Origin of the sequence: Pectobacterium cacticida, assembly GCF_036885195.1 — a bacterium.
GTDB classification, from domain to species: Bacteria; Pseudomonadota; Gammaproteobacteria; order Enterobacterales; family Enterobacteriaceae; genus Pectobacterium; species Pectobacterium cacticida.
In genome coordinates, this window is record NZ_CP133656.1 from 1,277,597 (window position 1) to 1,291,868 (window position 14,272).

12 protein-coding genes are annotated in these 14,272 nt (G+C 42.6%); 7 read left to right on the forward strand and 5 right to left on the reverse strand.

The genetic code is table 11. From position 1 onward, the window contains the following. Positions 1-4: 4 nt before the first annotated feature. Genes RFN81_RS06120 through RFN81_RS06130 form a run of 3 tightly spaced genes read right to left on the reverse strand, consistent with a single transcriptional unit; the run spans position 5 to position 2,151 of the window. Positions 5-463, reverse strand: coding sequence for a hypothetical protein (locus RFN81_RS06120; RefSeq protein WP_264498244.1), 459 nt, complete (start codon positions 461-463; stop codon positions 5-7). Beyond that, complete coding sequence (locus RFN81_RS06125; RefSeq protein ID WP_264498245.1) at positions 450-1,268, reverse strand: hypothetical protein; 819 nt, start codon at positions 1,266-1,268, stop codon at positions 450-452. Before RFN81_RS06125 ends, RFN81_RS06120 begins: the two co-directional genes overlap by 14 nt. Continuing rightward, complete coding sequence (locus RFN81_RS06130) at positions 1,261-2,151, reverse strand: ParA family protein (protein ID WP_264498246.1); 891 nt, start codon at positions 2,149-2,151, stop codon at positions 1,261-1,263. Before RFN81_RS06130 ends, RFN81_RS06125 begins: the two co-directional genes overlap by 8 nt. A gap of 564 nt (positions 2,152-2,715) precedes the next feature. On the opposite strand from RFN81_RS06130, the gene RFN81_RS06135 reads away from it, so the two are divergent. Then, positions 2,716-3,996: a tyrosine-type recombinase/integrase gene (locus RFN81_RS06135; RefSeq protein WP_264498247.1), complete on the forward strand. Its 1,281-nt coding sequence runs from the start codon at positions 2,716-2,718 to the stop codon at positions 3,994-3,996. Between the two features lie 145 nt (positions 3,997-4,141). Here RFN81_RS06135 and RFN81_RS06140 read toward each other — a convergent pair whose 3' ends face one another. Next, positions 4,142-4,312, reverse strand: a complete 171-nt coding sequence (locus tag RFN81_RS06140) for a hypothetical protein (RefSeq protein ID WP_162847981.1) — start codon at positions 4,310-4,312, stop codon at positions 4,142-4,144. Positions 4,313-4,452: 140 nt separating this feature from the next. Between RFN81_RS06140 and RFN81_RS06145 the strand changes: the two genes are divergently transcribed. Continuing rightward, positions 4,453-4,794, forward strand: a complete 342-nt coding sequence (locus tag RFN81_RS06145) for a hypothetical protein (RefSeq protein WP_264498248.1) — start codon at positions 4,453-4,455, stop codon at positions 4,792-4,794. A 312-nt stretch (positions 4,795-5,106) separates the two neighbouring features. Continuing rightward, positions 5,107-6,471, forward strand: coding sequence for an FRG domain-containing protein (locus RFN81_RS06150; RefSeq protein ID WP_264498249.1), 1,365 nt, complete (start codon positions 5,107-5,109; stop codon positions 6,469-6,471). Positions 6,472-7,014: 543 nt separating this feature from the next. On the opposite strand, the gene RFN81_RS06155 is transcribed toward RFN81_RS06150, so the two are convergent. After that, positions 7,015-7,188, reverse strand: a complete 174-nt coding sequence (locus RFN81_RS06155; RefSeq protein ID WP_264498250.1) for a hypothetical protein — start codon at positions 7,186-7,188, stop codon at positions 7,015-7,017. Between the two features lie 141 nt (positions 7,189-7,329). On the opposite strand from RFN81_RS06155, the gene mobC reads away from it, so the two are divergent. The 4 genes from mobC (at position 7,330) to RFN81_RS06175 (ending at position 14,032) form a co-directional block, all read left to right on the forward strand. Beyond that, on the forward strand, positions 7,330-8,076 hold the full coding sequence (gene mobC / locus RFN81_RS06160; protein ID WP_264498251.1) for a MobC family replication-relaxation protein: 747 nt from the start codon (positions 7,330-7,332) through the stop codon (positions 8,074-8,076). 213 nt (positions 8,077-8,289) lie between these two features. Continuing rightward, on the forward strand, positions 8,290-9,417 hold the full coding sequence (locus tag RFN81_RS06165; RefSeq protein WP_264498252.1) for an AAA family ATPase: 1,128 nt from the start codon (positions 8,290-8,292) through the stop codon (positions 9,415-9,417). An 18-nt stretch (positions 9,418-9,435) separates the two neighbouring features. After that, on the forward strand, positions 9,436-11,661 hold the full coding sequence (locus tag RFN81_RS06170; RefSeq protein WP_264498253.1) for a S8 family peptidase: 2,226 nt from the start codon (positions 9,436-9,438) through the stop codon (positions 11,659-11,661). A gap of 229 nt (positions 11,662-11,890) precedes the next feature. Next, positions 11,891-14,032: a CHAT domain protein gene (locus tag RFN81_RS06175; RefSeq protein ID WP_264498254.1), complete on the forward strand. Its 2,142-nt coding sequence runs from the start codon at positions 11,891-11,893 to the stop codon at positions 14,030-14,032. The last annotated feature ends 240 nt before the right edge of the window (positions 14,033-14,272 follow it).

A 14,272-nucleotide genomic window follows, 5' to 3' on the forward strand; every position in this document is an offset into this window, starting at 1 on the left:
TTCATTATTTTCCCTCCCCGATAGAATCACACGCCAAAACTACATTAAAGTCATGTAAAAACAGCGTGTTGAGTAAGGTTCTGTAAATATCTGAAAAGGGCGTCGGGCTGATAGTTGCCAGGGATATACTCCCTTTCACTGGATGCACGTTTTCTGATCGATGAGTTTCGCGACCGCGATCAGAAGCACATGCCAGTGATTCCATATTCATCCACAACAGCAGGAGAAAAGAATGAACACAAACAAGCAACATCAGTCCGACATTGATTCTACTTATCCCGATGATATTTTTGATAACCTGAGCCATGCTTTTTGGGCTGAAGCCAAACAAGCGGAAGACAGGCAGTTGATGTTCCGTCTGTTCTGGTTGGGCGAATGGCTTAAGGTGCGTAACCAATGGAAATCGCAGTTCAAAAAGATTTCCCCGGTTGAGGCATTGCATTACGCGATTATTCAGCGTCATGGTTGGCTTCCCCCTCAGATTTCAGCGTTGACGCCGCACTTTCGCGATCAAATTGCTCACGGAGCAATGAGAACTCCAGGCTGGTATTACGTAACCAGTTTCTGCACCACTCTTCCGGTAAGCGTTCTTCGGTAAGCTTCCTTACATGCGGAACTAACCACTCAACCCAGAGATCAGCCACTCCGTTTGGGCCTGCATCCAGTAACAACCCAAACAGACGATATTTTCTAGCAAATTTTAGTGTGTGAAAATTCTCTTTCAGCAATGCCGCTTCACCCACGCGATGCATGGCCATAGCGCCACAAAGTGCATCACTAACAAAACTTAACGCCCAGAAAATATCTTGTCTCTTTATATCCGCTCTTGGTTGTAATGCTTCAATGTCGAAATGCGCCAAACATTCCCAGGAGTCCAGAGCCCCACGTTCCGACATTTGAACTATTTGCTTATTCGTTAAATCAGCCGTAGCATTCGCAAGCTCTCCCATGCAGGCCTTCAATAGAGCAACTCGCGCCAAACGGTAAGCCTCTATATTTTGTTCCCGAACAGCCTTCCATAATGGTAACCAGATGACATAAAACCAGTGATGAAGCTGCTCTGCGTTTTCGACCATATACACAGTGCCATCACTCAGTTCTCTAATTTTAAGATGGTCACCGTGAATTAACGCAGAAACCAATCCAACAGGCTTTTCTCTTATCGCAGCGCCTTTCTCACACACCTCTTCAATCAGGCAAGCCACTTCTTCTGCCGCAATGTGTTGGAAAGAAACAGGGAAGTTTAATGTGGGAGTGTTGTTAGACATTACCCACCTCCTCTGCACCGGTTTGGTTCCGTAGAACGGAATCGAACCGTTCTTTCCAGGATGGGAAGAGTTCGCAAGCGAGACTATGCATGGTCACTGCTGCTGCCGGGCACATTATTCGATCGGTTTTATACTCGAGGCGATGAACTGGCTGCTGATAAACATGCCCACGCTTATAAACTTCAAGTTGATCAACAACAGTTTCAAGCATGCTGATATTAATTTTTTCGGGGTATGAATAGGATTTATCAGACACAATTACGCGTAAATCTTTCAGGGTTTTCTTGTCAAGCAACGTGTTCTCAAAGCAGTTAACCAGTATCTTGATGTCTGGGATTTTGAACCCGTAGGCTTCAAAAGCAGACAAACGAGAGAACAGACGAGTTGATCCGCGAATGAATTCCCGAACATCCGGAAGTATAGGTTTAACCACACCAATCACACTGTCCGTGGCCGCCATCACCACAAGTTCAGCCATCACACCGCCCGCGCCTTTAGAGTCGATGACGATAACGTCGTAACGTTGAAAAGTTGGGTGTTGAAGAATGTTTTTCAGCCGTATACGCCCATCCGGAGCATGTAGCATCGCATTAGGTAAAAGTTCGTCAGGATCGTTTGAAATGATGAGGTCGAGTCGAGGAATTACGGTACGGGAAATTATACTTTCTGGTTTATTGAGGTCTGCAATCTGCATGAGCACCTCAAAGAGCCCATGTGGTGCTTCATACTCCAAAGCGTAGTAACTGCTGGCAGTTGGTTGAGAATAATCGCCGTCAATAAGTAGGGTTTTTAGGCCAGCATCAGCCACGAAACCAGCCAAGTTAGCCGCTTTTGTAGACTTGCCTTCACCGCCTTTCGGCGAAGTTACGGGTAAAATTTTCATTTTGCACACTCTGTTGAATGTGCAGCTTATTTGCGGCTATCTCAGCACGAGGATTGAAAATCCTCGTGTCCTTGGTTCGATTCCGAGTCCGGGCACCACTTATTCTTAACCCTCGCCTTTGGCGGGGGTTTTTCGTTTCCGGCGAGTGGACTCTCCATCGAACTACGTTCGATTATTCGCCGCAAGCGGCTCACCCTTTCAGGGCCAGCGCGACAAGCGCGCTGTTCAACGCCTTTGGCGTTTGTCCGAGTCCGGGCACCATTTCTTCTTAACCCTCGCCTTTGGCGGGGGTTTTTCGTTTCCGGCGTGTGGACTCTCCATCGAACTACGTTCGATTATTCGCCACAAGCGGCTCACCCTTTCAGGGCCAGCGCGACAAGCGCGCTGTTCAACGCCTTCGGCGTTTGTCCGAGTCCGGGCACCACCTTTCCTTTTTTATGCCTCCTTATCAATCCCTATGTTTTTGCGATTCAATAAGTTGGCGTGAAAATCTTTTCCGATGCGTTTTGATTTATCCCTTCGTATCCGGGAATTTGTGGGCCAGATTGCGGGTCATTCAGTTCGATGAACGGGAGTGACCCTCATAGGTTAACTGACAGCAAACTCCGATCCGCGAAACCTCTCGCAAAATCTTACAAGCTCACTGACTCGCAAGGCCTGTACCTCACGGAATCCACCAGCGGCGCTAAGCTATGGTATTTCCGCTATCGCTTCGGCGGTAAAGAGAACCGTCTGGCCTTTGGCCCCTATCCACAGACTACGCTGGCAGAGGCCCGCGAAAAGCGCGATGCGGCACGTAAGCTACTGGCATCCGGCATCAGCCCTTTCCAACTTCGCAAAACGAACAATCCCGCCGTTGATGAATCCCGCACCTTTCAGTATATCGCGATGACATGGCACACCAGCAGTCTTAAGCTCTGGTCGGACGCCCATGCAGATAAAATTCTCACCTGCCTGAAACGCTACGTTTTCCCTGCGATAGGTGCGATGGATATCGCTCAGGTTGAAACCCGCCATCTGGCGCAGTTGGTTAAGGCGATTGACGACAAAGGCGTGCATGACGTCGCCGGACGGGTACGCCAGCACCTGACCAAAATCATGCGCCACGCCGTGCAGCCGGGCGTCATCAAATACAATCCGGCTTACGATTTAGATGGCGTCGTGACCCCGGTCGTGACCCAACATCACCCCGCCCTGCCGCTGAAACGCTTGCCTGAACTGCTTGAGAAGATTGAGAACTACAAAGGCCGGATGCTGACCCGTCTGGCGCTGGAGCTGAATCTGCATGTTTTCCTGCGCTCCAGCGAACTCCGTTTTGCCCGCTGGGATGAATTCAATCTGAAAGCGCATATCTGGAACGTGCCCGCCCAGCGCGAGGCAGTAAACGGCGTGCGGTTCTCAGAACGCGGAGCCAAGATGAAGGATGAACATCTGGTGCCGCTGTCACGGCAGGCGGTCGCCCTGCTGAAACAGATTCAGGCGCTTTCCGGCGAATCGGTCTTCGTTTTTCCCGGCGCACATACCCTAAACAAGCCGATGAGTGAAAACACCATCAACAAAGCGCTGCGCGTGATTGGCTACGACACCCAAACCGAAATCTGCGGTCACGGTTTCAGAACCATGGCCTGTAGCGCCCTGAACGAGTCCGGACGCTGGTCAAAGGATGCCATTGAGCGGCAGATGAGCCACAAAGAGCGCAACGGCGTGCGGGCTGCCTATGTGCATAAAGCGGAACATCTGGAAGCCAGAATCGAAATGATGCAGTGGTGGTCGGACTATCTGGACGTCAACCGCGAAGGATATGTCGCACCGTATATTTATGCGCGAAGTTATACGGCTGGCTAACGCGCTGCGCTTGTTGGCTCCTGACGGGCTTTCTATGTGATAGAAAACCCGTCAGGAGCGTTGTCTTAAAACCATTCGAGCATTCTGCCAACCGTCTTTTGCTACGCTAGGATTTTCTATATCGACTGACTACTTTAACCACCGCTCAGCCTTTTGGTTCAATACCGCGAGTCTGGAGTTCCTTACGCAGAACACGCTTTATCCACGTAGCCAATGTCTTGTCGCCATCCTTATGGGCTTGTTCTTCTAATTGCGCACGAAACTCGTGGGACAGTCGAATTTGATACTGGTCTGTTTTTGTTTTTTCACTTGACATTGTAATTACAAATTCCATAGCATGGCATAGTTGTAATTACACCGCAATTACATGGTGTTTTGCAACAGTAAAGAGCGAAGCCCGGCAGTGCTAGGAACACTAACCGGGCTTCTGACCACAACATTATGAGGACTAATGCTATGGCTGACACCGATAGTAACACGGGCGCGTCTTATCAATCACTGCCGGATTATGAGAACCGTTACTCCGCCATGAGTGCCGCGCTGGCTCGTCTGGACTTTTCACACATGAACAATGACGAACTCTCGCAGGTGACAGAGTATTGCGCCGAAACCAGCGCCGGGCTACGTCATTGCCTGAATTTCATTGGCGATGCGCTGATTACCTTTGCCGATAATGACGTGTGCGAATCGACACCAGAAAGCTTGTGCCAGTTGGGACATGGGTTAACCGCAATCAGTTTACTCATCCCTGCCCTTACCACGATGCAAAAACGCGCACACTCACTCACCGCCAGATAACCATCTGAATATGTTCTGCCTGATTAAAGCTCTGCCGTGGGTGACTCACGGTCAGGGCTTTTTTGCTTTCGTGGCTGAATAACCATAATTCTTCCTATTCAATATTGAGTTCCTGTCCTAGTATTTATATATCAATCATTTGCAATAAAAATCATATGATTGTGTTATCAATTGAGATCATTGATTATCACAATTGCTCAGTTACATCGCCACTATTGAGACCTTCCATCTCCTTTGAGTGATGATTTACGCTCTTAAAGCTAAGCTAACTCAGAGTTCCTTAAGTGGCTTTGACTCATGGCTAAGATGTAGTTGCTACGAGGATGGCTGACAGGAGAAAACAAGCCAAAAGAAGACATTCTATTAAAATTAAGGATTGAAACTGACTTTAATGAAAGGATATGCTTATTGTTATTTTCTAATTGCGGACTTGATAAAATGATAACAGGCGGCTACGTAAAAACAATCGACGGATCTTATCGTTTAGAGTTTCACAATAAGAGTGGGGGGCGACTAATTAGTAAAAAATATAGCTCCCTGCAATCGTTGAAAAAAGCATCGTCTAAAATAATTGAGGCACTATTAGAAACTAAAAATTATAAAAAGAAAGTCTATGAAAATGACACCGCTTTTTTAGGTTGTTTTAATCCTAAACTTGTTGCATATAGTTCAACATTCAAAAACTTACAATCTGCAATTAATTTCGTTAAAGAAGTTAGGGCCTTTATTTCTAATGAAAATAGCGTCACTGGTTTTTTTAGCACTTGTCTTTTAGACCAGAGCGAAAATGTTATTAGAATAAAAAAGGTCTCTCAATTTTTAGATGAATTAGAAAAAATACCTTTGCCATCTTCATTTGTATTTTATTTTAGAGGGCACTCGAGTTATTTGTATAAAATGGAACCGGGGATATACAGAAAGTCGGATTTAATAAATAATGAGAATGTTATTTATAATGAACTGTTAGTAAGATGTCCTGATGACTTTACACATACAGCATCAACCTTTGAAACGTTAGTAAAAATGCAACATTATTCCTTGCCCACAAGGCTATTGGATATCACTACTAATCCACTAATTGCATTGTTCTTTTCTTGCTCCTCCTATAAAACTGATTCTTATGATGGAGAGGTGAAGGTCCTAAGCATTCCCACTGATGAAGTGAAATATTTTGATAGTGATGCTGTTACCGTCATTTCAAATATAGCAAAGCAGAAAAGGGCCTTCAGTACTGCGTGCTTGGATGATGATAATAATGAAAAATTAATCCATTTCCTTGATGATATTAAACGCGAAAAATCGTATTTCATAAATAGAATTAAGAAATCGACTCTGACTTCGGTTGTATGTGTAAAGCCTAAATTGAATAACGCTAGAATTATAAGACAGGATGGGGCTTTTCTGATTTTTGGAATGAAATCAAACAAGTCGCAACCTGCGTCAATACCATCAAAATATCAACTTGAAAATGGCGCTAGATTTCTCGTTGATAAAAACTCGAAGGAATCCATTCTCGCTCAGCTTGAGAAAATTGGTATTAATGAAGCTTCTATCTATCCAGAAATAGATAAGGTTTCCTCATATGTAAGTAACCGATATGGTAAACCTGTAGACCTGCGTGATGAGCAAGATGAGATAATCGAAAAACATAAAACGGATGGCAGTAGCAGTATGTGATTTTAATGCGATTCGTAGGTTATTAAATATTAGCATGTACAAGATAGCCTCAGGTATTTAAATTTTCATGACGCTATCTTGCAAGAATTATATTAAGCTTATTGATAATAACTACACTAGCGGTTGATTTTAGTGCTCATTATTGAACAAAGGATTTAGCCTAACTGCATCTTCTAAAATGATCCGGAGTTGTTTGCAAGCAACACCGTCCTTTCCCGATAGCCTTCCCTACTGGCTGATTCCAGTGGGGAGAGATATGCCAGCACGTTTTATTTTCGCAATGCTGACAGCGCTCAACAGACCATTTAGCCACGACGCAGGACGCGACGGGTTTAAGCGGGTGAATGCCTGCGCCTCGCGGGCATTCATCCGTGGTGTGAGGCGAGTAAATGCCCTTTCGCAGAAAGGGCTCATTTGCGTCGCACGAACCCACCGGCGAGCGTTCCCCCCACGGGAAACCGAGCTGGCCGGGGGGAGCCGAATAAATTTTGCCGCCCCAGCGAGCAAAAAGACGCGCCCACGCGTCGGTTTATTTGGGGGGCTTCAGCCCAGCACACCGTCGCGCGTAGCGCGCGACGGTGTGCTGCCGTTGACGTTGGGGGTTTTGGCGTGGCGTTCAGCCGCGACATTACCCCCATGCGACAGGCAATAAGGGCATCCAGCCCGCATGAACTGGCGCACGCCGTTTTGTGCCGGGAAATGTATTTTCCGGCGCATGACCGCATCGCGGTCACCTCTTTATCCCCACAAGATCGCCTCATGACGTCGACTCATGCCAGTGGGCGAAGGTATTCCCCCATGCGATGAGGCGATAAAACCGAAAGAGCGAACACCCCAGTAAAATGCGAAGGAGGAACCATGTTGATTTCTGATTACCGTGAACGCCGGGCGCGTAGTCACGAAAAAATGCGACTTCTGCTCACCTTTCTGAAAGAAGAAACCTACAGCGATTTTAAAACCCTGATGCTGCTTTTTGATTATAAAAATCACAAGCCGCTGTATCTGTTGCTGGCAAAAGCCATCGACATGGGATTCATTCAAAAACAGACGTTTTGCACAAGAATGGAAAAAATCTCACTATGGGGGATCACCAACGACGGATTATCCGTTGTTGCCACATCCCATGAGGATGGTTTTCCTGCACGGTTTGAGCCCTCGAAAGTCACTGGCAGGACACTGATACAGCGCCTTGATCGTCAGCTATCGCGGCTCCTTCTTGAGAAGAAAGGCGCATATGGGTGGATCAGCGGCGCTGATTCAACATTCCGCAGACGCTATGAGGTATATCATCGCCCGGCCGGGGTGATAACGTTACCAGACGGAACCGTCATCGCCGTTGAGACTGAGCGGCATCTGAAAACCAAGGCCCGTTATCAGACAATTATCACCCAGCATTTGATAACTCGTACTCAAAAACTTTGGATGTACGTCTTCTATATCGTGCCCGATCCGCAGATAAAGCGAGCTATTGAGCGGATGTTCAATAGCGTGAAATACGCCATCGTCAGCCATCAGCGTATCCCGCTGGAAGCACGGCATCGTGACGTTTTTCGTATCTACACTCTCGTTGAACTGCAATTGCTCAATTTAGAACACTATACGTAGTTCTTCTATGGCAACTATCGCACTGGAAAGCATTGGCGAAAAATAGTAGCAACTCTGGCGTAGATATCGAACCCCACTTAGTTAAGACCAAGAGCCTAACACTGTAATTACATATAGTATTTTACTTCCCCGTCAGATTAAAAAATGCAATACTATAAATAGTCCAAATTAAAAATATTATTTATCCGATGAAATCAAGAGGTTGAAAATAAAGTGGGCGAGTTAAGAGGAATTCAATCAGATTTAGCCCAGTTGGTCCGACTGGTGATCGCTGAACAATATGATGATGTGCGGCTGTATGTTGCACGTTTAGTTCGTAAGTATCGGGAATCAATGCCAGCACTGTCCGAGCAATTGGATTTATACTTACGTAGCAAACCACAGAAATCCACTCAAGGGTTAAGAAAAGCCAATGCCCCAGAGTTAGCTCCGCAGGCGATGCCTGTTGACGAAGACTCCAGGCTTACCTTGTTAAAAGCACCATCGGATAAAACACAAATATCTAAACCGATGTTAACAAGTGGAATTGAAGATGCCCTGGATCAGCTTATCCTTGAGCGTAAAAGTATTAAACGCCTCGAAGAACTAGGCTTAATGCCAACTCGATCAGCAATCTTTGTGGGTCCTCCTGGTGTTGGTAAAACATTAACTGCTAGCTGGCTTGCACAAAAATTGGGTGTCCCTTTCTATGTACTCGACCTAACGGCAGTAATGAGCAGCTATTTAGGTAAAAGTGGCAACAATTTAAGAGCTGCTCTAGATTTTGCTAAAAAAGGTCCATGTGTATTACTTTTAGATGAAATTGACGCAATTGCGAAGAAAAGAAGCGATGACTCAGATGTCGGGGAACTTAAGCGTTTAGTAACGGTTATATTACAAGAAGTTGATGAATGGCCTTCCTCAAGCTTATTACTTGCTGCCACCAACTATGCAGAATTGATAGATCCAGCACTCTGGCGTCGGTTTGATCTTGTATTAAATTTTGATAAACCAGACCAAGCTACTATTCGCGATGCAGTAACAAGATTTTTGGGCCCTGATTATGCTCTTTTTGGGAGATGGATGGATGTTTTAGCATTGGCATTTAAAGACGAGTCATTTAGTAACATAGAACGTTCCATAAATAGATTTAGACGTTCTGTAGCTCTGGGTATCGCGTCCGATGAAGAGTTAATTGAAGAGTTCATAAAAGGGAGGTTGTCAGAGCTTGATAGAAACGAAAGGATAGAAATTGCAGTTAGTCTTACTAAAAATTCTAAGTTACCTCAGCGCGCTATATCAGATTTGACCAGCGTCAGTAGGGATACTATTAGGAAATATCGTTCAGCTAACGTTGACTAGACACAGTAAGGAATTATTATGCCAAAAACGAATTTTTTAATTGGTAGAGGTGAACTGTTAACACATGACATTCCTGGACCAAGAAGAAGAATGGATAAATCTGAGGTATACACTTTGTCTGAAGCGAGACAAAGACTTCTACCGCAAGTGAAATCCACAATTGAGGCTTTTAATACCTTACCTTCATCTGCATGTCCGAATGATTATGCTGTTGCTAAACTCACCCTGAATCCCAGCTATATTGCGCGGTCATTTTTCCCATCAGCGCTCTTAAAGGATACCGGTTTAGAATCTGTTGGTAGTAGGACAGTCAAAATTACGCCAGAAAGTTGGAAAAGAAAGATTGAAGTTACCGAGTATCCGACAACGCAAATATTTGTTGCGGGTAAGAGAACATCATTCTCCAACTTAACAAAATGGATAGATGATTTAGAGGTTAATTCTGACGAAGCGATTGACTTTGCAAGAGTAGAACAACTTCAGCCTTACTTACCAGATGAACGCATTGTAAGTAAAGCGATTGATAATAATTCTTACTTTGAAGTCGGGATACATTTGTTAGCTGATGATGGTCGCGACTTTATTCAGCAGCAGTTCATAAAATATGCTAACTCCTTAGATATTATAGTCCATAACGAGCTAGCCTTTACTGCAGGGACACTTTGGTTCCTACCAGTTAAAGGGGATAGAATAAAAATTAATAAACTAGCTAAATTCACTTTTGTGCGTGTAATTCGACCTGTGCCCAAACTTCGTGGTATTCGGCCAATTCGCAGAGCAAAGGGAGCTGAAGCGCAATGCACCCTTCCATCAGAGGGGCCACTTTCACCGGAAATACGGGTTGCAATTCTTGACGGTGGCTTACCAGAAAAACATCCTATTACCCCTTGGCTGAGATCATACAGAGTACTGGATGACCATGCAGAAGATGATCCTGATGCACTTGATCATGGATTAGCTGTATCTTCTGCATTTTTATTTGGACCAATAAATACCCAAGAAGAATTACCACGCCCATATGCCTCTATTGATAATTTAAGGGTTCTGGACAATAAAACATGTGAAGAAGATCCTTTAGAATTATACAGGACACTAGGATTTATAGAGGAAGTATTGCTTTCTAGACAATACCAGTTTTTGAATCTTAGTCTGGGACCAGACCTTCCTATTGAAGACACTGAAGTTCATGCATGGACTTCGGTGATGGATGATTTATTGAGCGATGGTGAAACACTGATGACTGTCGCTGTTGGAAATAATGGAGAAATGGATCGTCAATCGGGCAACGCTCGAATTCAAGTTCCTTCTGACTGCGTCAACGCGCTTGCCGTTGGAGCTAGTGATTCAACTAATGACTCTCAATGGAAAAGAGCTTCTTATAGCGCCATGGGTCCAGGAAGAAGTCCCGGTGTAATGAAACCAGATCTAGTGGCCTTTGGTGGTGAAACGACAGAATATTTTCATGTACTTAGTAAAGGTACAAAACCTGTAGTCTCTCCTGAAAGAGGAACAAGTTTTGCAGCCCCTTACGCTTTACGCTCTGCTGTTGGAATACGTTCCATATTAGGAAACGAGCTAAGTCAATTGGCTATTAAAGCATTACTTATTCATGCATCCAAACCGCTTGAACATCATTGCTCTGAAGTTGGTTGGGGAAAATTACCTGAAGATCTGAGTGATGTTATTATTAGCCCAGATGGAGTTGCTCGTATAGTCTACCAAGGTGAGTTAAAGCCAGGAAAATATCTACGAGCCCCTGTACCTATTCCTGATGGAGGATTAAAGGGTACAGTAAACTTGACAGCCACATTCTGTTACGCAACTGCAACAGATCCACAAGATTCAGCCTCTTATACAAAAGCAGGTTTAGAAATTTCCTTTAGGCCTAACGATTCAAAAGTGAAAGAAGGCAGTAAAAATGCAGATACTAGCGGTTTCTTTGAGCTGAAAAAGTTCTCAACAGAAAGTGAACGTCGCTCTGATATGGGAAAATGGGAAACAGTTTTACATAGCACAAAAAATATGCGTGGTTCTTCATTAAAGAATCCAGTATTCGATATTCATTATAATGCTCGTGAGGCTGGAGCCAGCATCGTTAGCCATAAGGCTGATAAAATCAAATATGCTCTAATCATCACCGTAAGGGCTGCAAAACATCAGGATCTCTATAACGAAATTCTGCGCGCATACAATCAAATACTAGTTCCAATTCAACCACAAACCTCTATTCCTATCAGACCATAAACTTCTCTTACCTCCCCCCTGATCGGGGGGAAGTAAGACTGTAAGTATCCCACAGCCGGAGTAAATTCCCTGTAAGAGTGCTTCATGCTATACTTACGGCGATGTGATGAGAGAACCTTACTATTGTGGAGTCGCCCGCTCCAAAAATGTGCTACTATTGAGAGTGTCAGCGGTGCTTCTTTTTTCAGGCTCGTGAAATTTTTTATTATAAAAAGGATAGTCATCAATTATGGAATTAATGCAACACGTTGGGTCAATTCTCAAAATAGTAATTATGCCAGATGATGAATTAACCTCCCCATTTCAAGGATTTAGTGCGGGATTGATCGAGTCTGATTTTTACAGAATTTTAAATGCTGTTAATTTTATACCAACAAGTATTTATGAAATATTCGAAGAACTCCACTCTGATGCGTTTGATATGAATCTAAGCAGAGATGCTATATATCTCCTTAATAAAAAAACCCTCAGAGAAAATATAAATATATTCAATTCTCCATTTATCATCATACTATATGAGGAAAAAGATTATAAATTCTCCAGAGAAATATCTAAACGCTTCAGGTACAAACCTATACTCTGCGGTGATTCGCCTAAAGATCATATAAAATTAAAAGATGTAAAAAACAAATATTCATTTGATAACATGCTTTATAAAAAGGTTATTGAACTTGAGAAAACCATCCCAGAGGAATCTATAAAACTAAAATTATCAAAATTAACAAAAAGAAAAAAAACATTATTGACAATTAATAAACCCACCTACTCAAACTATGCAACAAAACCAAACGAATTCCTTGTTAACAATCTCGGATTTTGTTTTTCTCATTACGAAATATTGTCTAAAAAAGCTTTAGGGAGTAAGCGAATATTTATATCAAGCATAATTGACAGTATTGACTCATATAGTTACTCTTTAAAATTAAATTCATCATCAATTCCTAATGAAGTAATTATGTACACACCAGGACTATACACTCATTATTATGAAAGAGGAGATGAATCAATTCAGAAAGTGAAAAATATGGTCGATGATGAAAAATACCATTTTCTCATCGATGGAGTAATAAAAACCCCAAATTACTCTAGCACGCAAATCGTAAGTAAAAAGGGCGAAGAATATTATGAATTTTTAAACAATAAATCATTTAAAAGTATTGTAAACATAAGACGCCGTGAGTTACAATTAACCACAGTAGCAATATCATTTTTGGCGAAACACAAAAACTCACCCGCATTGAGATTGCCAAATGGTGTTAATCATTTTTTGAATAAATTTAAGTCCATCGAATATGAATCTATAAAACAAGGAATATATTCAAATGAATTTCAGGTAAAGATTAAAGCAATTAATACACTAATGAAAAGAAGAATAGGAAAAAAAATCATAGATTACATTTGCGATAATTTTAACTCAGTAAGTTTAGTCTGTGATACTCCTTTAGACTGGGTCCGATTTGGTAATCTACCATTAATGCTTACGCATGAAATTTCACGTATAAATTCCACTCCGGGAAATGTTCTCCTAAAAGACTCATCTTTATATCCAAAGGTGGAAATCAAAGCCTCACAGTTGAGTAAAATATTAGTCTTACGCTCATTCCGCCCTGATGATGAAATAAAATATTGCCTTGAGCTATCAATAGATAAAATTGAGAAATTATCTGCATGCATTGATGTCAAAATTATTGATATTAACAATAAACACGAGCTAATTGACGCAATTAATGACTTTTCTGGAAAAATCCTTGTTATGGATTGCCATGGCCATCATGGGGGAGTAAAACAGAATGGCTGGCTAGAAATAGGTGATGATAAAGTTGATGTTTGGCATTTGTCTAAAAAAATAAAAATGCCACCTATTGTTATTTTGAGCGCTTGTCTAACATCAGCCATAAGTGGTTCTCACGCTTCAGTCGCCAATGGTTTTTTAACATGCGGTGCAATTAGTGTATTAGGGACCTTACTGCCTGTAAACGCCATTCATTCAGCTTTTTTTGTTGCAATGCTATTACATCGCATCGCAGAATTCCCAAGAGTATTGAGTCTAGATTACACGCATATAACACTAAGATTGCTAATTTCTCTATTTTTCAGAATGTCATACACAAGCGATGTACTTAGGGCGTTTCAAATAGCGGGAATGATAGATGAAGTTGACTTTGAAGATATAAATAGAAAGGTGTGTAATGAAATCAATGAACTTAGTAATAATTGGAATGAAGTACTAATAGATGAAATAATCATAAAATCTGGTTATGGAAACGAATTTATAAGAGATTTCATTGATCAAAAATGTTACTTTACCGAAACGATGAGTTACAGTCAAATAGGTTTTCCTGAATGCATTCATATAGATGTGAAAAATTAAACTAAATAATTAATTTTTAGAGGTATTCCGAAATATCAATTATTTACCTGTGATAGATCCTCCATGCGCAAAGCCCGACTAACCGAACATCTGTTCATTATTATTCTGAAATCAGGCGAATCCGGGTAATGTCATTACGATTTATCGGTATCAATGGGGAATCGAACCCAAGGAACGAACCGGACATTTCTTTATCCCATGTATCCCATCATTCTGATCTATCTATGAAAAAATGGGTCA

Coding starts and splice junctions, on each gene's coding strand:
- RFN81_RS06125 (WP_264498245.1), bottom strand. CDS start 1,268: ATGTCTAACAACACTCCCACATTAAACTTCCCTGTTTCTTTCCAACAC.
- RFN81_RS06135 (WP_264498247.1), top strand. CDS start 2,716: ATGAACGGGAGTGACCCTCATAGGTTAACTGACAGCAAACTCCGATCC.
- RFN81_RS06170 (WP_264498253.1), top strand. CDS start 9,436: ATGCCAAAAACGAATTTTTTAATTGGTAGAGGTGAACTGTTAACACAT.
- RFN81_RS06120 (WP_264498244.1), bottom strand. CDS start 463: ATGACGCTGAATAATCGCGTAATGCAATGCCTCAACCGGGGAAATCTT.
- RFN81_RS06140 (WP_162847981.1), bottom strand. CDS start 4,312: ATGTCAAGTGAAAAAACAAAAACAGACCAGTATCAAATTCGACTGTCC.
- RFN81_RS06175 (WP_264498254.1), top strand. CDS start 11,891: ATGGAATTAATGCAACACGTTGGGTCAATTCTCAAAATAGTAATTATG.
- RFN81_RS06155 (WP_264498250.1), bottom strand. CDS start 7,188: ATGCGCCGGAAAATACATTTCCCGGCACAAAACGGCGTGCGCCAGTTC.
- RFN81_RS06130 (WP_264498246.1), bottom strand. CDS start 2,151: ATGAAAATTTTACCCGTAACTTCGCCGAAAGGCGGTGAAGGCAAGTCT.
- mobC (WP_264498251.1), top strand. CDS start 7,330: ATGTTGATTTCTGATTACCGTGAACGCCGGGCGCGTAGTCACGAAAAA.
- RFN81_RS06145 (WP_264498248.1), top strand. CDS start 4,453: ATGGCTGACACCGATAGTAACACGGGCGCGTCTTATCAATCACTGCCG.